Genomic DNA, 23,361 nt, shown 5'->3' with positions numbered 1-23,361 from the left:
GCATGGGAAATTTGAGGGTAGAAAAGTTAGAAGCAGACGTGAACTATCTAATTAATAGCTTAGATTCAAGTAAGCGTCTTATTCCTTCACCATCTGAGCTGCTAAAGAAGACATCATCAATCCCTTTGATTGCAGTCGCTTTAAGTTTTTTTAGTACAGTGGTTTTTTACTTCAGTTCAGCATGGAATGAAAAAACAGTCGCAGGATATATGCATTTTTTTGGTACGGAAGGATGGGTTGTTGTAGTTCCAACAGCGATTATTGGTTTGTTCTTTATACTCTTAACTTATAGCAAGGTTACGATGTACCTCACTTTGCCTGAAGATGTAAGAAATGAATCAATTATTTTGCAGCACCTATGTAAGGTTACGAGTAGGACAGTTTTTATCTTCATATTTTTAATGTTCTGCTCAGTTGTGCTGGCCGCGATTTCCCCATTGTTCACTTTTGCAATACCTGCCCTGTTATTGATTATGATGTTTACTATGGGAATCATAATTGGCTCTGAGATTAACCGATTAGGTTCCGGAATGGCTTTAGAAAAAATTAGCAGTCTGATTAAAAAGATTTAAGTTCCTGCGGCTCCCGCCGATAACCCTTCCGGCATTCTGACGGAAGGGTTTCTCTCTAAATCCCTATATAAAACAGCGTGCCCCGGGGCGCGCCTGTCCCGTTTTTCCATTTAACAAGGATACGTCTATGAAATACCGTAACGCCTTCGTGGCGGCGATTGCCGCTGCCTCCCTGATGCTTTCCGGCTGTGGTGCCATGAGCACCGCCATCAAAAAACGCAACCTCGACGTGAAAACGCAAATGAGCCAGACCGTCTGGCTTGAGCCTTCCAGCCAGAAGACGGTTTACCTGCAGGTTCGCAACACCTCCGACAAGGACATGAGCGATCTGGAGCCGATGCTGGCGCAGGATCTGCGCGCGAAAGGCTATACCGTGACGTCAAATCCTGACGCTGCGTACTACTGGATTCAGGCCAACGTTTTGAAGGCCGAGAAGATGGATCTGCGTCAGGCACAGGGCTTCCTGTCCTCCGGCTACGAAGGGGGCGTGCTGGGTGCCGCACTGGGCAGCGGGATCACCGCCTATAACAGCACCTCTGGCGGAGCTATCCTCGGTGTCGGTCTGGCTACCGGCCTGGCAGGTATGGCCGCAGATGCACTGGTAGAGGATGTTAATTTCACGATGGTGACCGATCTGCAGATTTCTGAACGCAGCAAAACTGCCGTAACCACGGACAACGTGGCGGCGCTGCGTCAGGGCACTTCCGGCATCAAGCTGCAGACCAGCAGCGAAGAGGGCAACCGCATGAAATACCAGACCCGCGTGGTGTCAAACGCGAACAAGGTCAACCTGAAGTTTGAAGAGGCGAAGCCGGTGCTGGAAGCGCAGCTGGCGAAGTCCGTTGCCGGGATCATGTAATTCATTCAGCTGACAGGTGCGGGAGGCGCCATGCGCAGAAAAATTGAACGACTGGCGTCTTCACTGCCCGGTTTCATGAATCTGATGCTGACAGCCGCCATCATGACCCTGCTGCTCGTGAACCTAACGGACAGCTGGCTCCCCTGGCATTTTGTGGGCTGGCTCAGGTTGCTGGATGCCGCGCCGGGTGGGGCGGGAACGGGAGCGTTCTGCCTGTTCATGCTGGCGGCGATGTTGCTTTACGTCATCTGCATGGGTGCGTGCGGGCTGGTCCTGGCCGCCGTGCTGCTGACGGCCATAAAACGCATCCTGAAGCTTGCAGGTCGCTGAATTACCTGGTATTACTTAATGACCGGTGAGAACCGGCGGCACGCGCCTTAAGGGGGAAATGAGAACACTCTCCTGACAACGGGGCGCCTGCCGACCTCCGTCTGCGCCCCCGGGCAGCGGACACCGGGGGCAGCATCACCACCACCACGGGTGCTGCCCCTCCTCCCTCACGGGACTCCTTTTACGCTTCCTCCCCGGTGCACGGGGTGGCGGGAGCGTGGCTCTGATTTCTCTGACGTTTTTTATCTCGCTCCGCGTGCGGTTTGCTGCGCGCTGAGCGCGTCGGGAATTGCGCTGTAACGGCTGTACTTAACCCCCCTGTTCTTAACTCTCTGAAGGATATTCCCATGCTCACGTTCAGCGGTGCGGCACGCACCCTTATTGTCTGGTTTACCCTGTTTTTTGCCTGGAGCGCGGTCGTGCTGTGGCAGTTCGGGCCTGATATCGTCAGAACCCTCATGACCCACAGCCAGTTCTATACGTATGACCTTGCCACCCGCACGATGCAGGGCGATATGATGCCGCCGGGCATCATCACCGCACTGCTGGTCCTGCTGGTCCTGACGGCAGGCGGCGTGCTCTCGGCCCTCACGATGGTTTGCTGGAACCTGCTGTGCTTTATCTGCGGTCTTCCCCTGATGGCCGGCGTCTGGCTGCAGCGCCGTAAGTTTCCAGGCCGCCCTGCGGCAACAGGCATTCTGAAGTAATTTTCGGGGCCCGCGCGGCCCCTCAGCTACTTTCTCCCCCTGCAACAGCCTGCCCGGTTTCCCCGGGCGGGCTGCGCCTGCGCGCTTTCCGGAGTTTCCCATGAGTTTTACCCCTAAATACCTGACGCAGGGTGGCCAGATGACGGCCTACCGCCTGCGCATGTTTGCGCAGGTGAGCAACTGGATATTTCACTGGATGCTGCTGCTGTTCGTGGCGGCCACCGCAGGTCTGTTCTGGCTGACAACGCCTGACGACGTACTGCGTAACGGCTTCTGGTACTGGGCGGCAATGCCCACCCATTCGCTGCTGGGCCTGTCCGCGCGCGCGGCCGGCGCCACGTGGGACATCTTCTGGCACTGCGGCGAAGGCGCACAGCTCTGCACCATAAAGCTGACGCCGGCGCAGCTGCTGGACAACCCGTGGATGCAGGAGATGGGCCGCCAGTTTATGGCGAACCTGCGCTTTATCGCGACCGCGTGCGGCATCGCCGCCAGCCTGCTCTGGTGCCTGATTGCCTGGTACGTGGGGCGCATCGGCAGGAAGGAGAGCGAGGACGAGTTTATCTCGGGTATGACGCTCACCGATAAGCCGAAGGAGGTGAACCGGCTGCTGAAAAAGGCCGGCGAGAAGTCCGATCTGCAGATTGGCGGCCTGAACATGGTGAAGAACGCCGAGGTCATGAACTTTCTGATCCACGGCACCATCGGCGTCGGCAAGTCCACGCTCATCCGCTGGCTGCTGGACTATATCCGCCGGCGCGGCGACCGCGCGATCGTATACGACTCCGGCGGCACCTTCATTGAGACGCACTACGACGAGCGCCTGGACAAAATCCTGAACGCGCACGACAGCCGCTGTGAAAACTGGGTGCTGTGGCGCGAGGCACGCGACGTGGTGGACTACGAGAACATGACGGCGGCGCTGATGCCGGTGGAGGGCGACTCCGACCCGTTCTGGGTGTCGTCGTCGCGCACCATCTTCAGCGACACGGCCATGCAGTTTGCCTCACGCCCCGATCGCAGCATCGAGACGTTCCTGAAGACCTGCCTCTCGATCGACCTGAAAAGCCTGCGCGAGTTTCTCAAAAACACGCCGTCGGCCAACCTGGTCGAGGAGAAAATCGAGAAGACCGCCATCTCCATCCGCTCGGTGCTGACCAACTACGCCAAGTCGCTGCGCTACCTGCAGGGGCTGGATAAGGAGGGCAAGCCGGAGTTCAGTATCCGCGAGTGGATGACCGACGCGCAGTACGACAGCAGCTGGCTGTTTATCTCCACCACGGCCCGCCACCGTAAAGCGGTGCGCCCGCTGATATCCATGTGGCTGTCGCTGGCCACCCTGCTGCTGCAGAGCATGGGGGAGAACAGCGATCGGCGCGTGTGGTTCGTCGGCGATGAAATTGCCAGCCTGCAGAAGATACCGGAGTTTAACGAAACGCTGGCCGAGGCCCGCAAGTTCGGCGGCTGCTTCGTGCTGGGCATCCAGAACATCCCGCAGCTGGTGCACATCTACGGCCGCGAGATGGCCAAAGCCATCTTTGACCTGCTCAACACCCGCGCCTACGGCCGCTCGCCGAGCGCCGAGGTGGCCAAAATGGTGGAGGAGGAGCTGGGTCACCAGCGCCGGCGCGAGGCGCGCGAGCAGAACAGCTACGGCCTCGACCAGATTCGCGACGGTATCTCCATCAGTAAGGACAAGGTCAACGAGCCCATCGTGGACTACGACCAGATTATGAAGATGCCCAACCTGCGCTTTTACGTACGCCTGCCGGGCGAATACCCGGTGGTGAAGCTGAGCCTGAAGTACCGCAAACAGAAGAAATATCATCCGGCGCTGATGGAGCGCGATTTCCGTGACCGGCTGAGTCCCGAACTCGAGCGCATCATCGAAAATAACGAGCGCAGCGCCCGGGCGGCGGACATTTCGTTCCCGACCGGGGAGGAGTGGCTGGAAGGGGAGGACCGCGCTTCCGCGCCCGCTCCGGTTAAACCTAAGGCTGCCTCGCCGTCCGCCGCGCCGGCAAAAGCTGACGTCCCCGTGACGACGCCGGAGCCGGCTACCGTGAGAGAGGGGAAGCCGTCTGTCGCAAAGGGCCAGCCTGCTGTTCCCGCTACGTCTGCCCCCGACATAAGCGCATCGTCAGGGTCTTCTAACGTGCGACCGTTCCCGCACCGCGAAGTAGTTCCGCGCGTCACTACGGTTCCGGCTGAATCATCCACACCTGCCATTGTCCCGGAGGGCGGTACCGCCACAGCACCGTCGGAAACCATCAGGGTTGTTTCCACGCCGGCACCGGCCAGGAAAGAGGCAGGTTCGCCGCTTTCTCCACTGGAGAGGATGAGAAGGCTCCAGAACAGCACATCAGGTAATGCAGAAACCGACAGCGAAGCCCCCGCGGGTGAAGCCCCCGAACTGCACATGCAGATGGAGAAAGACGACGGGGGCCGGCTGACCGTGCGGCACATCAGCCCGCGTAAAACCGAACAGCAACGTGAGGAGGAGCGCGCCGCACAGCACGGCGACGCCAACGCGCGCATGGCCGACGACGAGAAAAACATCCTGCGACACCGCGACGACTACGCGGCGTACCAGGAGATGAGTGACAGCCTGGACCCGGGAGGATATGAACGATGATGACCGTTGCTCCGGTGGCCTCTGCCGCCGACGCTGCCGGCTACTACAGCAGCAAGGATAACTATTACTTTCTGGACGACATGCCCACCCAGTGGCTGGGGGAGGGCGCGCGCGAGCTGGGGCTGGAAGGCCCGGTTGATCTCGATACTTTCACCGGAATTCTGCACGGCAGCCTCCCCAACGGTGTGGTACTGGGTAAGGACGTTCAGGGTGCACACGTGCACCGCCCCGGTCATGACTTTACCTTCTCGGCACCCAAGAGCGTCTCCATGCTGATCCTCGCCGGCGGCGATAAACGCCTGCTGGAGGCGCACCACGATGCGGTGAAAGAAACGCTGGCCATCATGGAACAGATGGTGAGCGCGCGCGACACGAAGGACGGCGTCACGCGCATCACGCCAACCGGAAAAATGGTCGCTGCGCTGTTCACGCACGACACTTCGCGTAACCTCGACCCGCAGATCCATACTCACGCAGTGGTGGCCAACGTGACGGAGCTGGACGGGAAGTGGAAAGCGCTGGCTACCGATGCGATCCACGGCGCCGGCTTCATCGAAACGGTGTACCGCAACCAGATAACGTACGGCAAAATTTACCGCAACCTGCTGAAAGGTAAGGCGGAGGATATTGGGTATGAAACGTTGCCCACCGGCGGCCGGCACGACCTGTGGGAAATAAAGGGCTTTACCGGGGAGGTGCTGGACGAATTCTCATCGCGCCATCGTGAAATTCATGCGCGCGCAGGCGAAGACGCTTCGCTGAAAAGCCGCGACGTGGCAGCGCTGGATACGCGCCAGCGCAAGCAGGATATCAGTCAGTATGGCGCAGACGAAACGGCACCGTTACGCACCCGGCAGGAACCGCCCGCCTCACCAGAGCTGGCTGTGAATGCGTCTGACAGAGTCCCTGAAGCAGGCACTGAGGCGACGTTAAAATCTGCAGTCCGGGAGCAGGAAGAACCGATCGCTAAGCCGGAAACCGCAGACGGACGGGCCCGTCTGCGCGATCGCTGGCAGCGGCAGATGGACGACGTCGGTTTTGATCTTCAGGGCGTCATGAATGAAGCCCGCGAGCGTGAAAAATCCCGGCCTGATGCCGGTGAGGTGCAGGACGCGCCAGTGCAGGCGATGGAGGCGGTCCGCACCGCCATTTCCGTGCTGAGCGACAACAAAACGCGGTTTACCTATGGGGACATCCTGCTGACCGCACACAACGCCGGTGAACTGCAGAACAGCATTCCGGACCTGCGCAGGGCGCTGGATCAGGCGATTCATGACAACCTGCTCGTGCCTCTCGACGGTGATAAGGGTGTATTTACCTCGCACATTCACCTGCTGGATGAGCTGTCGGTGCAGTCGCTGGCGGCGGATATTCTGAAAGAGAACAGGGTGGTCAATTTCAGCCTCACCGGCAGTCCGGTTCCCGGGCACCTTGAGCACGTGGCCCGGGCGCCCGCCGTTATCATCAGCGCACCGGCCTCAGTCGGCCGTCTGCGTGCGGTAACAGAAGAACTGGTGACAATGTCACGTGAACAGGGGCGTGAGGTCAGTGTACTGACCAGTTCAGCCGAGCGCGCGCTCAGCTTTGCCAAATCCCCGGCGCTCAAAGACCGGCTTCTCCACCGCAGCCGTATGCTTGATGGCACCTTCAGCCTTGATCCCCAGAGTACGGTCATCGTGGAAAGTGCGGAAAAGCTCAGCCTGAAGGAAATGCTGGTGCTGACCGGCGAGGCTCAGCTGCAGAACGCGCAGCTGCTGTTTCTGGACAGCGCCGGACGGCAGTCAAACGCGAACGCACTGTCCGTGCTGACCGCAGCGGGGGTAGAACGTCAGAGCCTGAACGCACCGTCTGACGGTATTGAGGTCCGCGTGACCAGCATTCAGGACAAGCGCGAGCGCTATCGTGCACTCGCAGAGCGTTTTGCCGGAATGGACCCCGCAGACGGTCCCGTGACGGCGGTTGTGGCCGGTCCGCGTGAGCAGGCCCAGCTGACCGGTGTCATCCGGAATGCGCTGAAAGATGCCGGACGACTGGGGGAGGCGCCGGTCAGCATTGCGGCGCGCACGCCGGTTTATATGACAGCAAAAGAGCGTCGCCTCCCTCAGACCTACCGCGCCGGTATGGTGCTGGAAGACAGGTCGGAGAGAAATGAAACGCGTCACTACGTCATTGACCGCGTACATGATGAAACCCGCATGCTCTCCCTGATTGACGGGGATGGTGTACTGTCCCGTGTAAAGCTCAGCGCACTTTCCGGTGACTGGCGCCTGTTTACACAGTCTCAGCTGGAGGTTGCTGCGGGGGAGCGGCTGTTTGCGCTTGCCGGCGACAAAAACACCGGGCTGAAGGCACGTGATCGCCTCACCGTCACCTCCGTTGAGAATGGCGCACTTGTCGTGCAGCGGGAGGGGCAGAAAAAGCCGCTGCGTATCGACCCGGCAAATCCGCTTTACGTTACATACGGCTACGTCAGTGCCCCCGGAAGCCGGGACAACGAGCACGGTACCGTGCTGGCCAGCCTCGGGGCTCAGGATCTGTCGGTCAACATGATTAACGCGCTGGCGCAGTCTGGCCATGAGGCCGAAATATTTACCGGCGAAGCCCTGAGCCGGGCGGAAGAGAAGCTCGGCCGCCTGCGCTCAACACGCTCCCCGCTGTCTCTGGTCCGTCAGGCCAGCGGGAAGGAAGACGCCAGTGAGGCCATAGACACGCTCAGTACGCAGCTGCTCTCTGACGCGCAGAAAGCCGTTACGCGCGGCGTCGCGCAGATGCGGGAGGTCGCTTTCTCCCGGACAAAACTGCTTGATGAGGCGCTGACGTTCTGTGGTGACCTGAAGCTCATCGAAAATGAAATTACCCGTCAGGTCAAGGAAGGTGATCTCGTCGGGGTACAGACCAGCGCCGGGCCCCACTTCGTTGCGCGGTCCACATGGGAGATGGAAAAAGCCATCCTCGGTGAAATCGATCGGGGTAAAAACACACAGGTTCCGCTGATGGCACAGGTCGATCCGGCTCTCCTGTCAGGCCTGACGCAGGGGCAGAAAGAGGCCACCTCGCTTATTCTGAAGAGTCCGGACCGCTTTACGGCCGTGCAGGGGTATGCGGGCGTCGGTAAAACCACCCAGTTTAATGCGGTAAAGGCGGCTATTGATACCCTGCCGGCTGACGTGCGTCCGGTTATCGTCGGGCTGGGGCCGACTCACCGGGCGGTTAAGGAGATGGCGGGGACCGGCATCGATGCGCAGACGCTTAAGTCGTTTGTGCTGGACTGGCAGACGCGCAGCGCCGCCGGTGAGGACGTCCGCTACGACAATATGCTGTTTCTTATCGATGAGTCTTCCATGATCGGTAACCAGGACACCGCGGCGGCGTACCGCGCAATCGCTGCCGGCAACGGCCGTGCCGTGGCGGTGGGGGACATTGCGCAGCTGCAGTCGCCTGAAAGTGGCGCGCCGTTCCAGCTGATGCAGGAGCGGAGCCCGATCGACGTCGCGGTGATGAAGGAAATCGTGCGCCAGCGTGATACGGCGCTGAAGTCTGCGGTTTACAGCATCATCGGTAATGATTCCGCAGCGGCGCTGAGAAAGATTGAAAGCGTCGCGCCGGACGTTGTACCCCGCCGGGCAGGTACGGTGGTACCTGGCGGATCAATTGTTCAGTCAGCAGACCCGGTGTCCAGCATTGTGGCTGACTTTATGAGCCGCACCGATGAGGCGCGGGAGCAGACCATGATCATGGTGCAGTTGCATGAAGACCGCAGAGCCATCAACGAGGGCATCCATAATGCGATGGTGGTGGCGAAAGAGCTGGGCGGGGAAGCCCGGACCGTCTCTGTCCTGGACCGGATTAATGGCGGGCGGCACGATTTTAACCGCATAAAGGACTGGGAAACCGGACAGGTGGTCATGGCGAACCAGCGGTATCTGCACGTTACCGGCGTGGACCACGAAAATGGCAACGTCACCCTGCGGGATGAAGCGGGGCGCACGCACTACTGGTCGCCGCAGGAGCTTAACGCAATGGAAATCGAGGTTTTTGAACACCGTGAAATTGAGCTGCGCACCGGTGACAGCGTCCGCCTCAGTAAAACCCAGAAGCAGGCCGGTCACGCTGCGCACGAGCAGTACCGCGTCGATGAACTGCGCGAAAACGGTGAGATTGTTCTGCGTAACGGCAGCGGGGTGAAGGTCATCGACCCGGCGACCACGCTGGCAGACCGGCACGTGGATTACAGCTGGGCGGTCACCGGCTATGGTGCACAGGGTGCCAGTGCCCGCTACTCGCTGGCGCTGGAAGGCGTGGAAGGTGCCCGTAAGCGGATGAGCGGCGCGCGGGCGTTTTATATCAACGTCTCACGCGCGAAGGACCATGTTCAGATTGTTACCGATGACAGAGCCGGCTGGATGGAGACGCTCGGCGTCCGAAAAAGCGGACCGGCGACGGCGCATGATGCGCTTATGCCGGAGCCTGAGCGGGATCAGGCCCGGCGGATCTGGGCGATGGGGCAGGCCGCGTCGAAAACCGCAATTGGCCGTGCGTACCTGCGGTCAAACGGCCTCAGCGGCAGCCCCGTAACGGCACGTATCATCCCGCCGACGCGAAAGTTCCCTGAACCCCACCTGGCCCTGCCGGTGTTTGACGGTAACGGTAAACCGGCGGGCCTGACAATGGTTCCGCTGCGCCCCGGAAGCGGTGACGTCGATCGGGGGGCCGAGCGGCGTATCGTCACCGACGGCGCGCAGGCCGCTCTTGTACAGAAAAGCCGGAACGGAGAAACACTTGTGGTGGCCACGCTGGAAGAGGCGCTCAGCGCGGCGCGAAAATACCCGACGTCCGGCATTCTGCTGAAGACCGGGGACGCCGCTCCGTCTCCGCAGCTGCTGAAGGTTTCCGGCGGCCTGGAGCCGCTCGCCGGGGCGGCGGTGGAAGAGGCGGTCAGAAGCCTGCAGAGCCCGCCGCCTGTTCCGGATGAACCGGTCACGCCGGCGGCACCCGCCGGCATTGGCGACGAGACCATCAGAGACCTCGTCAGGCAGGACGCGCATCAGCCTGATGTGCCGGACGCGCCGGAGGTGCAGAGCAGCGTCAGAGACGGGCGGGCAGACGTGGCGGCAGAGGAAAAGCTCGCCGCAGACCTCAGCCGTGCAGTTCCACAGGCGGCGGCTGACATTGAGCAGCCTGTGGACCCTGTCGCGAAGCCTGCCGTGGACGAAACGGATCTGGCCGGCCGGGTTCTGGAAGGCAGCCGGCAGGCTTATCCGGAGGTCAGGATGCAGGAGGAGAGCCGGGAGCAGCCGGTGCCTTCAGGAAAAGGAGAATCAGAACTGGCAACAGAGCTTGCCGCAGGTTCGCGGACGGACAAAGAGATTGCGGCGGGGATCAGCATGCCGGCTCAGCACGAGGGGCCCGAGCGCCTGCCGCCCGAACTTTCTCACGAACCGTCCCGGAACATACAAAAAGAACGTTAATGACTGCGGCCCGCCCTGTGCGGCCGCCTCACCTTCCGCCTGCTCCGCGCAGGCATGCGAGAGAAATCATGAAACAGATCCTGAAACTGGCCGCCATTGCGCTGGCCATGAGCACCGCTTTGCCCTCAGCACCATCGAATGCGGCTGAGGCTGCGGACTTTACCCCCGCGCAGCAGGCCCGCATTGGTGAAATTGCCGCTGACTACCTGGTGGCGCATCCCGACGTGCTCATTGAGGTGAGCAAAAAGCTGCAGGCGCGCCAGCAGGCGATGCAGCAGCAGGCTTACGTGCAGTCTGCGCTTAAAGCTCACCGGCTGCTGATGCAGCTCGACGGCGTACCGGTTAAGGGGCCGGCGGATTCGAAGGTCATCGTTACGGAGTTCTTTGACTACGAATGCATCGCCTGCAGCATGATGGCGCCGGTGATGGAAAAGGTGATGGCCGCCAACGCCGGCGTACGCTTTGCCTTCCGCGACTGGACCATCTTTGCTGCACGCTATCCGGAATCGCGGCTTGCCTCGCACCGCGGGCTGGGTATTTACCGCAGGCAGGGCGCGGAGGCCTATATGGCCTTCCACAACGGGATTTACCGGACCGGGCACAACGAGGGGAAACTCACGGCAGAGGATATTGAAAAGGTGGCCACGGCCGCCGGCGCAGGTACGGCTTCCGGTGATGACAGTGCTGCCTCCGACAGGCTCATCGAAAACAACGACGCGCTGGCGGAGATGCTGGGACTGACCGGCACGCCGGGCATTATCGTCATGCCGGCAGAGAATGCCACGGCTGACAACACCACCGTCATCCCAGGCGTCGTCAGCGAAGAGGTCCTGCAGCAGGCCATCGTCCGCGCAGGCGGAAACTAAAAAAGCCCGGGGCAGAACCGGGCAACCAGCAGCGACGGCATTATCAGAATGGTTTCACTGCCGGCGCGTGAGGGGGTATCGGCCATCCCGCCAGAACCTTTACCCCCTGACGGCCACGTCATTCAGGCTGTTCGTTCCTCGCGCCGCTGCGGTACGCCTCAGCCTGACCGCCCTGCCCGTCGCCTGAATGGCGATCGTCTGCGATCGTTCCGCTGAATAATGAAAAATTACCCGTCCCCCATGCTCTCTGTCGTTTCAGCGTCCCGCCAAGCGCAGAACTGCGTTAAGCCACAACCGCAGTTGTGATGACGGTCACGGTAAAATTTATCGGTGAACTTTTTTTATCCATACGATTCGTGCTATGTGCAATCTGTGCTGGATTTAACCGGTTGAGATGGGTATTCTTTTCAGAATTCGCCGGGCGGCGATCCTTTTTAGATCCTTGTCGAATACTGTGGTGGTTGATGACGGGGATGTGCGAAAACCTGTGGCCGGACATGCGCGGCGCGGGAAGAATCAACCGGATGGGACGTATCCGTAAAAACGTCCAGGGTACGGAGTCCGGTTTTACCGGGCTCTGAATGCAAAAACCCCCCGAATCTGAGCTCAACTTGGCGGAAGAATCAGAATCAGGGGGTCCAAAAGCAGGCGCTGCGCCTGCAAAGGATTATAACGCATGCAGTTCATAAGACAACCCCTGTCCGCCATAAGTTCAGGACAGGGTGAATGACCAGATTTTAATCGGGTTAAACGACCCGACCTCCAGAACTGACGGGCGCCATCGTGGCGATCACGCCGTCACCTGCAAATGTCCTGAGCCAGTCTGGTTCGCGCCGCAGAACTATCGCCCGCTGCCGGGTGAGTTCGGCCACGCCATGCGCCGGCTCGTCGTGAAGGACCGGGGCACCGGCCAGCTGCGCCTGCGCCAGCGGGTCTCACGTAATCCGTATTTCGTCAGGCTGCGCCACGCGGCCGGCCGCGAGCGGGACTTCCGGCCGGAGCGCCGCGCCCTCATTGACGCTCTTATTCCGCTGCTGGTTCAGCGCGCTGACATGGCCACCTGGGTGGTCACCGTCAACGTCGGCCGGCTGGCCGGCGAGCTGAGCCCGAAAGATGAGAACGGCGACGTCATACCCGGCACCCGGGTAGAGCCGTGCCGGCTGTCGCGCCTTTTTCCGGAGCTGGCGCGATACGGGCTGCTGGAGATGCCTTCGCTTGAGTGGGACCCGGTTGAGAAATTCTGGATGCCGCGCCATATCGTGCTCACCGATCGTTTCTGGCAGCTGTGCGGCGTCAATATGGACAAACTGTACGTCCAGCGCAATGAGCGCCTTGAGGCCGAAGCGGAGGGCATCATCGTGCCGGGTACGCATGAATCGGTGCGCGCCGCCCGCCAGCGCTGGTATGAGAACATGCGCATGGCCACGCTGCTGAAGCGGCGTGAAAAGGCCGTGAAAGAGAAGCGCCGCAAAAAGCTGGGTAAACTTCCGCTCGACGAGCGCCGTACGGCGATGGCGAGCTGGCTTATCCGGACGCTGCCGAACCACGAGCTGATGAACACCGACGCGGACGCCTTTGACCGCCTGGTGTGGCAGAACCTGAACCAGCTGGAGCTCGGCCTCGGCTACGAGCCCGCCCCGCCCGACGTCGTCCACTGACGAACACCTGCGAATTTTACCGCCTTGACTGGCGGTAAAGGCGTTTGTGCCGCAGATTAAATCGCGTATTTCCGGCCCGCTGCGGCATCCATTTTCCCGCAAAATATCCCACATTCGCGCCGCTCTCCGGTCGCGGATTTTTTTATCCACACTTACCCGCAATTGGAAAGCGTTACTTACCTGCAAACGACCCTGAAACTACCCGCAAAACATTCCTGACTTACGTCAGAAAGAATTAATCAGAAAAGATAAATAAAGTGTTCATGCCGGCATTCTGCGGGGATAAATAAGGCCTTCGCTTGCAGCGGCCGTAAACGGCCGCGCCGCTCAGAATCTGAAGCACCTCCCGCTTACGCGGGCCCCTTCTGAGCAATTAGTTACAACAGACAAATAATTCACTGTAATCAGCCAGTTCTGAACCATCCAGCCCCTCTCAGACCGGACCCGCGCCGTACCTGAAGCCCGGTTGCCCCCACTAACCAGCCCCGGCCGCCCGGCCCGGAGGGCCGGAACTGCAGTGGCTGATTAATGGATGCTGTAACTACAGAATCTGAGCCGCTTTCTGGCCGGAGGCCCGCGGTATCTTTCTTTCGTCTCCGACCGTCTGACTGATAAGCTGCTGACAGGCCGCTGCTTAAACGGCGTCGGTCAGGGCGGGGTTGGGCTTTCGCCACCATCGGCCCTGTAACCGGCTGTGCCGGGCTAACGGCGCCAGCTGGCATCTGAGACGTCCTGAACGGTTTCTGGCGCCTCCATGCCGCTCACGCGGCATTCACAGGACGGGCTGCGCACTGCTCGCCCGTCCGGCTACGTCTGAGAGGTAAGTGCGATGCAGATGGCTCAACAGCAGCACGGGGAGCTGGAGAGGGTTTACACCATGATCGGCGCCGTGGTCATGGCCATGGCCGGCGACGGTCTTGAAACCACGCGGCTGCGGATTGCCAGCTTTATCCGCGGAGAACTGGTCAGAACGCAGGCATGGTCGCCGGAGATGGAAACGGCCATGCTGAGTGCGATCGAGACGCTGGAAATCTATCCCGACCAGGAGGTCGTGGAGAGGCACCGCGATGGCGGCGACTGGGTTCTCTAAGGGCTGATGACGTCCTGAAATTCCGGATCTCAGGGCCAGTTTATTCTGTGGTTTTGGCCTGTAACCGGCTCCGCCGGGCTCACGGCGGCCGATGGCATCAGCGCCGTCCTGAATGGTTTCTGACGCCTCCATGCCGCTCACGCGGCATTCAGGGGCCGGCTGCGCGCTGCTTGCCTGCTTCTGTCAAAATCCTCGTTATAAATGGTATCAAGCCACGCATAATCCAGCCGATATACGGAACAGGTCCCGCATAGAAACAGGAATAAAATGAAACTATTAACCAGCTTAACTCTGGCTGCAGCTGTTCTTTTGACAGGCTGTGCAACACAACCGCAATCTTCTGCCCCCCTCTATCTGAAAACGGAAATGCAGTCTCCTGTTTCAGAAAAAGCAGTAATTACAGATCCGGTACTTAGCTACATCAAGGAGGACAATGTCCGTCACATCCACCGCTATTCGTTGTCGCCTCTTCCGGGTAAACAATTTCACGATACGCTGGAAAGGAAATATAACGCGACCACTCTGTATATCGATCTTGTTGAAAATAATGGGGGTTACAAAGCAGAAATTTCCGGGGTTATCAACTATTACGATACCCAGAGATATGTGAACGGCGAACTGGTAGGCGATGTCATTGAATCAGTTCCGGTTCCTCCAGTGACTGTTCAGCTTAACTCTGAAAAGAGTGTAAATATTGAGCTGCCAAGAGGTATTACGTTTACTGCGCAAATCACCGATGATGTTTTTTCTGATTTTAAACAATGAGTAAAGGCATTTACATATGCCGCTGACGCGGCATAGAGGGCGGGCTGCACACTGCCCGTCAGCCCTCAAATGGGGCTGATGCTCAACAAAGCGAAAACTGACGCGGAGGATTCCGGATATGCGTAAACCCGGCGCCCGGATTAATTTCTCATTTTACGGATGGAACTGATTAAGTATTATCAAATCATCGGCCAGTCAAAGGAACTGTGAAATGGATGAAGCTCTACTCGCTATGATGCGCTCAAATGCGCGCAATAAGGCCTGGGCAGAAACGATGGTGAATCTTGAAGCCCGTAAGCTGATTGAAACAGCTAACCGTGTAGCCGGATTTCACATAAGGGATGGACTCACACGACTTCAGTTTGTGCAGGAAATAAGGGATGTCATTGAAGGTCAGTTTGCGATCGCCAGACGGGCAAGGACTGACGAAGAATGCATGGCCTGCATAAAAAACCTTCGTGAAGAATCTGAGAATCTGGCTGAGCAGGACAGGTTGCTGAAAATCAAGACGGCGCAACTGTACGCGAAGGTCGAATTTGTCTGGGAGAATAACAAAATTGTTGGTTACACCCTGTCTGCTGTCCATATTGCCATATCGGGCATTGCCCTGTTCACCGGGCTGGCGATGATAACCTCGATGCCTGCAATCGGGATGTTGGCCGGTGCTGTACTGGTAAGCGACGGCATCAATGGTCTTTCACTGGAAATCATTAACCATTTTTCACCGCCAGGGAGTGCTCATTCCGAAGGTATATTCGGAGATGCGGCTATGGCCGGCGCTGAATTTTTAGGATTCAGGCCTGAGACGGGTCTGGCTATATATAATGCGGCCACTTTATCTGCCAGCGTCTACGGTGTTTTTGGCGCAGCCAGGAAAGCCGGGGCATGGCGCCTGTTCCGATGGATGCCCAGAGACTATTACCGCAAAGTAGATAGCATAAGTAAGCCTAAGCTGACTATGCGTATCGCTGGCTATGGGCTAAAAGCGAAGGTGGTTTTTGACCTGCTGACGGTCGATAATTCGTCGCACTAAGACTGTACCGCCCGCCAGTATCGCCATGACTTGTAGCAAAGCACCGGGGGCTGGCTGAGTATCATAAAGCCAATACCCAACAGGAAAGATATGCCGCCGGCAATTATTTTTATCCCTGAACTGAACAGCACCAGGATAATGAAAATTGCCAGAAAAACCGCTCCTGTCCAGAGCATTCTGTTAAATCGCCTTGCCAGGTCATGGATGGCCAGCTCAAGCGTCCCGCCATAACTTTCGACGTTGTTTTTAACTGCCTGCAGTTCCGCAGAACTGAAGCCGGAACGCAGCAACCCCTCTTCACTGACCAACATAACCCTCATCCCTAAATTGTTTGAACCTGTCAGCACGCAGATATAGCAGAATTTTTGCTGACAATCGACCTCAGCAATCCGGAGCGGTATTTAATCTAATCAACCCGGTCCCTGCAACCAGGACCGCTCTCATTACGCCTGCTCCCGCCCTGATTTGCGAGACTGAACACCTGCGGAGCCAGCCGGATAAAGTCAGTCCGTGCTGCTGAACCTCCTGCCGGCTCCGCCGGGTTTCCTCAGGCCTGATGATGTCATAAAATGCCGTATTTCAGGGCCACTTTTTCATGTGGTCTGGCATGAAGGACGCGGTTTATGAATAACGACAATCTGAACGTCAGCCACCTGGCCTGGTGCGGCCTGATTGCGCTGCATACCGCCCGCCGCGACGGGCTCGTGACGTCACCCGCGCAGGACAACCTGTTTCTGACCCGCTGGCTGGCCACCGCTGAAAAACAGCGTCGCTTTCCCCGGTCGCTGGCCAGCGACATCAGCTGGCTGCTGAAGGAAGGGCGAGAGAAGGGCCTGCGCGCCGACCTGCCCGGCAAGCTGGATTACCTGTGGCGCGCAGGAAACGGCCACCTGCAGGCGCAGAACGACCTGTATCGGCTCCAGCACGCCCTGCACGCCGTGAAGCTCACCGGCTGGATTTATATGGTGCTGTCAGAAAATGAATGGAGCGGCCGCCGGCAGCTGCGGCTCAGCCCGTCCGTTTCCGGTGTTTACCTCAGGCGCAGCGCACTGGATAACGGCTTTGACGAGCACAGCCGGCAGCGTAGTCCCCTGCCGGTGCGCATCACCGGCGACCTGGCCGCGCTGGATAAGCTGCTGCAGCGTTCGGGCTGGCGCCGGGGAACGGCCGGAGGTTCTGATGAACATCTGCATCTTCTGCTCGCGGACGGATTCAGCGCTGCGTGAGGCGGGACCGGAAAGGTAACGTACTTCACAGACTACAGTGAACCTCCGCGCCGGCTCAGGTTTCACGGCGGGCAACCGATAACACCCGCGTAAGCTGAATAATAAATTCTCTGATTTTATTCCCTGAACAGGGGGAGCTGCCGGGTGGCACCCCACTTTTTCGGACGGCGGCCACGTGAGCGATGGCCCTGACAGGAACCACACTATGAACAGGCATGAAATGACGTCTCAGCTGTTTCGCAGCGCGGGCTACGATCCGACCACCGGCGTGCTGGAACTGGAGTACCGGAACGGCGCGTGCCGGCGCTGGCTCGCGGTGCCGGCAAAGGTGTACCAGGCCTTCTGCGCGGCCGCGGACGGCGACGCATTTTTCAGGAGCAGCATCGAGGGGCGCTATATTTCCCTCCGGGGCAGCCTCAGCCTGCGGCGCGGCCTCTGACGCCATCATCTGCGCCCAGGCATCATAGTCTTCCGCGGCCTGCTGCCGCCAGCGCCGCACCGGTACCTGGCGTTCAGCGCGCGCCCGGTAGCCGCAGCGCCGCTCGCGGCCCGCCCGGATCAGGGTCTCCTGCACCCACGTCCAGAACGCGCGCCCCGTGTGCGGCGTCACAGGGTAGCCCGCTTTTTTCATGATTTTCCGGGCGACGTTTTCGCTCCAGCTGCGGATGAGCGAAAAGGCGCCGTGAATATCGCCGCGTGACGTCATGATGTTTAATTCGTGAAATGTATTCATATTATCTGCTCCCTGACACGTAACTGTTATCGTCAGATTACGGAATATCTTCAGCCCTGAATTAATATTTATAATGGATTCATATTATCATGTTTATATTAATAACTTTCAGGTGGTAAAATCTGTCAACATTATTTTATGGTGGTGAGAGATAATGAAAAGACAGGCTTTAATCATGACGGCATTACTGACCCTTCCCGTTATTCACGGCGCGGAGGCCTCCGTAACGGCCGGCTTTTCGCCCGGGGGCTCGGCGCTGGATCTGATACTGCAGTTCACCGGCAGCGCGCGTCAGAGCGCCGACGTGGCGGCCTGGGATTTCACCAGCCGGCCGTTGGCGCAGGCGCTGTCAGCGGCCGTTGCGCGGGGCGTTAAGGTCCGGCTGGTCGCCGATGAAAAGAAAAGCCGGGACCGCTGGTCTCTTGTCAGCCAGCTCGCGTGCGCTGGCGTGGACGTGCGCCTCAACGGTATGTACAGCATTATGCACAACAAGTTTATTGTGGCCGACGGCAGTGCGGTGGAAACCGGCTCATTTAATTACACGTCTTCTGCTGAAAAAGAAATGCGGAGAACGCGCTGGTGATTAAAGACGAACCTGATATTGCCCGCCAGTATCAGGCTGAATTTAACCGGTTGTGGAATGAATCCTCACCGGTAATCTGCCCGGCAGCCGGCCTGAATTAAAATCACGCAGGTCGCATATTCAGCGTTCTTTACGGAAAGGGGGTTATGATGGCGGCAAAGAAAACGTATCCGGTCCGGTTCACCGGGCTGCGGGGCTCACGGGAATGCGGTGCGGATTTCCGTAGCGCTGAGCCGGAGCAGTGGCAGCGCTGGCTGAAGCACGCGCGTGACAACAAAGCCACCACGGTGGTCACCTGCCTGTGCCATCCCCCGGAGGAAGACGCGCAGCGCCGGCGCCTGAAAGTGCATCTGTCACAGAAAACGGACCAGTGCTGGCTCGCCTCATGGGCCTTCTCCGGGCACGAACACGCGCCAGACTGCCGTTTTTACTCCGTCTGGCCGGATGAGCGACAGGCCGCCATCTATGCGCCCGACGTGGTCAGAGCGGCGGCGGATGGCCGGCTTGTAGTCCGCCTGCCCACCGGCCTGCAGAAGAAAGACGTTCCTGATAAAACCCATGATGCGCCTCCGGCCGGTGCCGGACCGGGGAGGCGGCGCCGGCAGCCCTCGATGCGCCTGCTGGGGCTGCTGCACCTGCTCTGGGAGCAGTCCGGCATCAACGTCTGGCATCCTGCATTCGATAAAAAGAAACGCTCGCCGGGCTGGGTGAGCTGGCGCCTGAATGAGACTGCCGCGCGCATCCGCATCGGCCGGATCCCGCTGCAGCAGTCGCTGATGCTGATGGCCATGAAGGATTCGCCGCAGGCTGCGCAGAACCGGCAGACTGCGAAGGACGCCGGCAGCGCCTCCCGCCGCCTGATTTTTTTTTCGCAGTTGGCTGCCTGGAGCGATGCCGCGGAAGAACGGCTGCAGCATACGCTGCCGCTGGGGCTGTTTGCCGGCTTTCCCTCGCTGGCGTTGCCTGACGACGTCAGGGACCGGCTCGCACGGAGCTTTTCGCGGGAGCTCGGAGACTGGCGCCGCGGCGCCCGGACGATGCTCATCTGTGAAACCGAGCCGCCGGAGACCACCTTTATACGCAAAGATGGCCGTAACGTGCCGCGAAGCAGCTGCAGGGTTATCGACGCGGCGCTGATGACCGTCAGTCCGCGCTACATTCCGCTGGATTCCCGCTATGAGGGAATGGTCGAGGTACGCCTGTGGGAGAAAAAGCGCGCGTTCATCAAGCCGCTGCGCTACGACGGCGAAGAGGACGTGTTTCCGGACTTCGTGCTGACCGATGTGCCGGGAACGGAAGTGCTACCGATGGAAGTCTTCGGCATGAACACTCCGGATTACCTCCAGCGCAAGCGGGAAAAAACGGTCTTTTACGACAGTGAATATGGTGCCGGGCGGTGGTGGCAGTGGGAGGCATCAGAGGATCCGGAAGGGGAAAAAATGCCGGCTTTTCCGGTAAGATAATTATGCTGGCTTCTTATGAAGCAGAGCATAAATACGAACAGAGACAGGTCTTCACCGGGCACCTGTGCTGCCCGGAGGGGCCTGACTAATGCCCCGGGTCCGCGAGATCGTTTTCAGACAGACCGGTCATCTTCAGTACAAAATGTCTGTCAATTCCATTCTGCAGGCAATTTTCAGGGTGGCCTCGCGCTCCCCCTCTATCTTGCCTTGCTGAATACCGCGCTGTTCACCCAGTTGTATCTGTTTTGATGACAGCCGCTTGAATGCCGGTAGAGCATGAATGCATTTAGACGATCATTTAATTAAAAAGGCACGCATCGTTTGTCCGCTGTCATTCAGAATCAAATATGCCATTTCTAGCAGCTTGTAAATGCATGACGTTAAGAATACGTTATGAATTATTTCCTGGCGTGCCGGTTATCAATGGCCGGCTGCGCATTCCTGACGCATGTTAAATGGAGGTGACAGTGAAGGTTTTCCCGAAAGGTTCAGAGTGGCGCAAATGGGATTTACACGTACATACTCCTCAGTCATCGCTGCAAAATCTGTATGGCGGTGACTGGGAGGCCTATCTTTCGGCAATTGAAGCCTTCGGTGACGAGGTTGCCGTCATCGGTGTCACTGATTACTGTACTATTACGGGTTATGAAAAGTTACTTGCATACCGTGAGAAGGGCAGGATTTCTAATATTGAGGCGATTTTTCCCAATATCGAATTTCGCATTACCCCGGAAACGCAGAAGGATAAAGGCGTCAATATCCACCTTATCATTAACCCTGCGGCCGCCGATCACGTCTCCAAAATCAGAAATGCGCTGGCCCGGCTTACGTTCCGTTACGAAGAGCAGAATTATTCCTGTAGTGACCAGCAACTGGCCGATCTGGGCATTGCTGTCGCGGGCCCATCCTCTGCGGAGAAGAATCTGCGTGAGGGCATCAATCAGTTCAAGCCCTCTTTTGAACAGTTTGAGTCATGGCTGCGTAATGAAACCTGGCTGCGGGAGAACGTTGTAATTGTTGCGTCAAACAGCTCAGGGGACGGTATTTCCGGGCTTCGCGACAGCGGCTTGCTCGCGGTGCGGCAGAATATGTATCGCTTGATAGATGCGATTTTTTCCGGTAATCCGCAGGATCGTGACTATTTTCAGGGATTGGGCAGCGACAGCAAGGCTGACGTTATCGCCAAATACGGCAAACTGCTTCCCTGCCTGCATGGTTCGGATGCTCACGAACTGGCGAAAATTTTTCGTCCCGACCACGATCGGTTCTGCTGGATTAAGGCCGATCCGACCTTCGCTGGATTAAAACAGATACTGTACGATCACAGCCGCGTCAAAATTCAGAAAACATCCCCCAATATCAAAACGCCTTATCAATACATTGAGCACGTCCGCTTTACCGATCGCAGCGGTAAGCTTCTGTTCTCAGGTCAGCCGGTGCATTTCAGCCCCGATTTAAATGCGATCATCGGCGGAAAATCATCCGGTAAATCCCTGCTGCTGTACCACATGGCGCGTGCCATCAACAGCAGTGAGGTCAGTGAAAAGATACGACTGACTAAACAGGCGGTCTATGATGAGCTCAATAACATTGACGTGGAGGTGACATGGGGAAATGGCGAAGTCAGCTCGTTGCATGGCGAAGACAGCCGCCCCGTCACGTACATCCCACAGCTTTATATTAACCACCTTGCTGAAAGCAGCGGTCGGCATCAGCTTAATCAGCTGGTCGAGGATATTCTTTTTCAAAATGATACCTTCAGAGCTTTTGCTACGGAAAATGCGGCGCAGCGTGAGGCGTCTTTAAAGACCATAACTGCCAGAATTGATTACCTTTCCGAGCTGAGGAAAAAATACAGCGAATGCATCAAGGAAATGGAACAGTACGGCACGGAAAAGGCAGTAAGTGAAGAGATCCAGCGCCAGGAACAGAAAATAGCTCTGCTGAGAAAACAGGCGTCTTTTTCACCAGAAGAAGAAGCGCTATACATGGCGCTCAGAACCCGCGCTGATTGCCTTCAGGCCCGCAGGAGTACATTAACGGATCTTGACCGGGCCAACGACAGTCTTACAGAGAGCCTCAACCGGTATGCCCGAAGTACATTCCTGAGCCTGTCAGATCAGATCAGGATCGATTTCCCGTTGCCTGAGAACTCTACTTTTTTGGAAAAAAGCCTCCGTAAGCTTGAAGCCAGCCTGACGTCGGCAGTCGTTAATTTTATCGCTGATCAGGAAAATCGTTTCGGCAACAGTCCGTCGCTGCTGGAAAGAATTGATAAAGAAGGCGCAGTAAAACAGCAGAGGCTGCTTCCCCTGTCCGTCAAAATTACTGACCAGGAGACGTTAAAAGCAGCGCTGGGCGCGCTGGAAAAAGAGAAAGAAAAGCTCAGAAACCTGCAACAGCTTTCCGAGCGTCGCCGGTCCATTACCCAGGAAGGTAATGACACAAAAAGTCAGTTGCACGCTGAATATGCGACTCTGGCTGGCCTGTACCAGACTTATACGGAGGAACTCAGCAAACCGGAATATCATCCTGCAGGCGAAATCAGTATTTCTGCCAGCATATCGCTTAACACAGAAAAGTTTGAGCGATTTACAGGCTGCTTTGACCGGCGAGGAAATATGAACGCTCTGCTTGGCGAGCTGGTCAATGCAAAAGGAGAATACATATTTGACGTATCCGGCCATGCAAAGACTATTGCAGGTGTTCATGAACGGTTCAAAAGCAGCGCCGGTAATCCTTCGGTGAGAAAGGGAATCGAAGATTCAGATATTCTGGGTTATCTTTTCGATGACTGTTTCCTAATTGATTTTTCTGTCCATTACCGGAACGACGACATCATACAGATGTCACCAGGCAAGCGGGGATTGGTTCTACTTAACCTGATCCTCCACCTGAGCAATTCCCAGCACCCAATCCTTATAGACCAGCCTGAGGATAACCTCGACAACCGGACCATCTATTCACAGCTGAATGACTTCGTAAGGCTGCGAAAGGCCGACCGTCAGATCATCATGGTGACACACAATGCCAATCTTGTCGTAGGGACGGATGCGGAATGCGTTATTGTCTCCAACCAGAGCGGGCAGCGATCCGGTATTGAAAATAATGAATACCGGTTTGAATATTTCACCGGCTCCCTGGAATGCTCCTTTGCTTCCTTGGGAAATTCCGGCCGCCTGAATGACCAGGGAATAAGGGAGCACGTCTGTGAAATTCTGGAAGGCGGGATTCAGGCCTTTAAAGAGAGAGAGCGTAAGTACGGCCTTTAACGATACAAATCAAACTGAAATCAATTTAAAAAGGTGCTGATAAGCTAAACCGTAGATAAGGGGATCATTTTGAGTTTTGTACTGAATTGTTCAGGTAGAGG

Annotated in this window: 17 protein-coding genes and 1 pseudogene; 16 read left to right on the top strand and 2 right to left on the bottom strand. The window is 57.7% G+C overall.

What is annotated here, in order from left to right; translation table 11 throughout:
* Positions 1-2: 2 nt before the first annotated feature.
* The 11 genes from KOL70_RS23340 (at position 3) to KOL70_RS23290 (ending at position 15,983) form a co-directional block, all read left to right on the top strand.
* The gene (locus tag KOL70_RS23340; RefSeq protein WP_215481760.1) at positions 3-572 is read left to right on the top strand and encodes a hypothetical protein; all 570 of its coding nucleotides are present in this window, start codon (positions 3-5) and stop codon (positions 570-572) included.
* A gap of 127 nt (positions 573-699) precedes the next feature.
* A complete protein-coding gene (traT, locus tag KOL70_RS23335; protein WP_215481759.1) occupies positions 700-1,431 on the top strand; it encodes a complement resistance protein TraT in 732 nt (243 codons plus the stop codon).
* 30 nt (positions 1,432-1,461) lie between these two features.
* Positions 1,462-1,761, top strand: a complete 300-nt coding sequence (locus tag KOL70_RS23330; protein ID WP_215481758.1) for a hypothetical protein — start codon at positions 1,462-1,464, stop codon at positions 1,759-1,761.
* A 347-nt stretch (positions 1,762-2,108) separates the two neighbouring features.
* Complete coding sequence (locus KOL70_RS23325; RefSeq protein ID WP_215481757.1) at positions 2,109-2,468, top strand: hypothetical protein; 360 nt, start codon at positions 2,109-2,111, stop codon at positions 2,466-2,468.
* A 100-nt stretch (positions 2,469-2,568) separates the two neighbouring features.
* Positions 2,569-5,103: a type IV conjugative transfer system coupling protein TraD gene (gene traD / locus KOL70_RS23320; protein WP_215481756.1), complete on the top strand. Its 2,535-nt coding sequence runs from the start codon at positions 2,569-2,571 to the stop codon at positions 5,101-5,103.
* Entirely contained in the window at positions 5,100-10,571 is a 5,472-nt protein-coding gene (gene mobF, locus KOL70_RS23315) for a MobF family relaxase (protein ID WP_215481755.1), read from the top strand. The genes traD and mobF overlap by 4 nt, the downstream gene beginning before the upstream one ends.
* A gap of 68 nt (positions 10,572-10,639) precedes the next feature.
* Positions 10,640-11,437, top strand: coding sequence for a DsbA family protein (locus KOL70_RS23310; RefSeq protein WP_215481754.1), 798 nt, complete (start codon positions 10,640-10,642; stop codon positions 11,435-11,437).
* 722 nt (positions 11,438-12,159) lie between these two features.
* Positions 12,160-13,095 carry a plasmid replication initiator RepA gene (gene repA / locus KOL70_RS23305; protein WP_215481753.1) on the top strand — a complete coding sequence of 312 codons (936 nt, stop codon included), beginning with the start codon at positions 12,160-12,162 and terminating at the stop codon, positions 13,093-13,095.
* An 829-nt stretch (positions 13,096-13,924) separates the two neighbouring features.
* Entirely contained in the window at positions 13,925-14,185 is a 261-nt protein-coding gene (locus tag KOL70_RS23300; protein ID WP_215481752.1) for a DUF2767 family protein, read from the top strand.
* Between the two features lie 267 nt (positions 14,186-14,452).
* The gene (locus KOL70_RS23295; RefSeq protein WP_215481751.1) at positions 14,453-14,950 is read left to right on the top strand and encodes a hypothetical protein; all 498 of its coding nucleotides are present in this window, start codon (positions 14,453-14,455) and stop codon (positions 14,948-14,950) included.
* Positions 14,951-15,161: 211 nt separating this feature from the next.
* Positions 15,162-15,983 (top strand): DUF4225 domain-containing protein, encoded by an 822-nt coding sequence (locus tag KOL70_RS23290; protein ID WP_215481750.1) that lies wholly within the window; start codon positions 15,162-15,164, stop codon positions 15,981-15,983.
* Here the strand turns inward: KOL70_RS23290 and KOL70_RS23285 are convergent.
* Entirely contained in the window at positions 15,980-16,294 is a 315-nt protein-coding gene (locus tag KOL70_RS23285) for a hypothetical protein (protein WP_215481749.1), read from the bottom strand. The genes KOL70_RS23290 and KOL70_RS23285 overlap by 4 nt on opposite strands.
* Before the next feature lie 312 nt (positions 16,295-16,606).
* On the opposite strand from KOL70_RS23285, the gene KOL70_RS23280 reads away from it, so the two are divergent.
* The 4 genes from KOL70_RS23280 (at position 16,607) to KOL70_RS23265 (ending at position 19,988) form a co-directional block, all read left to right on the top strand.
* A complete protein-coding gene (locus KOL70_RS23280) occupies positions 16,607-17,209 on the top strand; it encodes a DUF2913 family protein (protein WP_215481748.1) in 603 nt (200 codons plus the stop codon).
* A 205-nt stretch (positions 17,210-17,414) separates the two neighbouring features.
* Positions 17,415-17,648, top strand: coding sequence for a KTSC domain-containing protein (locus KOL70_RS23275; protein ID WP_215481747.1), 234 nt, complete (start codon positions 17,415-17,417; stop codon positions 17,646-17,648).
* Positions 17,649-18,117: 469 nt separating this feature from the next.
* A complete protein-coding gene (locus KOL70_RS23270) occupies positions 18,118-18,525 on the top strand; it encodes a phospholipase D-like domain-containing protein (protein WP_371824690.1) in 408 nt (135 codons plus the stop codon).
* A gap of 146 nt (positions 18,526-18,671) precedes the next feature.
* Positions 18,672-19,988: a DUF1173 family protein gene (locus KOL70_RS23265; RefSeq protein ID WP_254185926.1), complete on the top strand. Its 1,317-nt coding sequence runs from the start codon at positions 18,672-18,674 to the stop codon at positions 19,986-19,988.
* 85 nt (positions 19,989-20,073) lie between these two features.
* On the opposite strand, the pseudogene KOL70_RS23725 reads toward KOL70_RS23265, so the two are convergent.
* Positions 20,074-20,249 (bottom strand): annotated as a pseudogene (locus tag KOL70_RS23725) (ISNCY family transposase); the annotation flags it as partial.
* Between the two features lie 206 nt (positions 20,250-20,455).
* On the opposite strand from KOL70_RS23725, the gene KOL70_RS23260 reads away from it, so the two are divergent.
* The gene (locus tag KOL70_RS23260) at positions 20,456-23,260 is read left to right on the top strand and encodes a TrlF family AAA-like ATPase (RefSeq protein ID WP_215481746.1); all 2,805 of its coding nucleotides are present in this window, start codon (positions 20,456-20,458) and stop codon (positions 23,258-23,260) included.
* The last annotated feature ends 101 nt before the right edge of the window (positions 23,261-23,361 follow it).

This window comes from Pantoea sp. B270 (assembly GCF_018726825.1).
Taxonomy (GTDB): Bacteria; Pseudomonadota; Gammaproteobacteria; order Enterobacterales; family Enterobacteriaceae; genus Pantoea; species Pantoea dispersa.
This window is presented reverse-complemented; position numbering and strand designations above follow the sequence as displayed.

Bases quoted from the DNA above. Each gene is read 5' to 3' on its own strand.
- KOL70_RS23340 (WP_215481760.1), top strand. From the start codon at position 3: ATGGGAAATTTGAGGGTAGAAAAGTTAGAAGCAGACGTGAACTATCTA.
- traT (WP_215481759.1), top strand. From the start codon at position 700: ATGAAATACCGTAACGCCTTCGTGGCGGCGATTGCCGCTGCCTCCCTG.
- KOL70_RS23330 (WP_215481758.1), top strand. From the start codon at position 1,462: ATGCGCAGAAAAATTGAACGACTGGCGTCTTCACTGCCCGGTTTCATG.
- KOL70_RS23325 (WP_215481757.1), top strand. From the start codon at position 2,109: ATGCTCACGTTCAGCGGTGCGGCACGCACCCTTATTGTCTGGTTTACC.
- traD (WP_215481756.1), top strand. From the start codon at position 2,569: ATGAGTTTTACCCCTAAATACCTGACGCAGGGTGGCCAGATGACGGCC.
- mobF (WP_215481755.1), top strand. From the start codon at position 5,100: ATGATGACCGTTGCTCCGGTGGCCTCTGCCGCCGACGCTGCCGGCTAC.
- KOL70_RS23310 (WP_215481754.1), top strand. From the start codon at position 10,640: ATGAAACAGATCCTGAAACTGGCCGCCATTGCGCTGGCCATGAGCACC.
- KOL70_RS23300 (WP_215481752.1), top strand. From the start codon at position 13,925: ATGCAGATGGCTCAACAGCAGCACGGGGAGCTGGAGAGGGTTTACACC.
- KOL70_RS23295 (WP_215481751.1), top strand. From the start codon at position 14,453: ATGAAACTATTAACCAGCTTAACTCTGGCTGCAGCTGTTCTTTTGACA.
- KOL70_RS23290 (WP_215481750.1), top strand. From the start codon at position 15,162: ATGGATGAAGCTCTACTCGCTATGATGCGCTCAAATGCGCGCAATAAG.
- KOL70_RS23285 (WP_215481749.1), bottom strand. From the start codon at position 16,294: ATGTTGGTCAGTGAAGAGGGGTTGCTGCGTTCCGGCTTCAGTTCTGCG.
- KOL70_RS23280 (WP_215481748.1), top strand. From the start codon at position 16,607: ATGAATAACGACAATCTGAACGTCAGCCACCTGGCCTGGTGCGGCCTG.
- KOL70_RS23275 (WP_215481747.1), top strand. From the start codon at position 17,415: ATGAACAGGCATGAAATGACGTCTCAGCTGTTTCGCAGCGCGGGCTAC.
- KOL70_RS23270 (WP_371824690.1), top strand. From the start codon at position 18,118: ATGACGGCATTACTGACCCTTCCCGTTATTCACGGCGCGGAGGCCTCC.
- KOL70_RS23265 (WP_254185926.1), top strand. From the start codon at position 18,672: ATGATGGCGGCAAAGAAAACGTATCCGGTCCGGTTCACCGGGCTGCGG.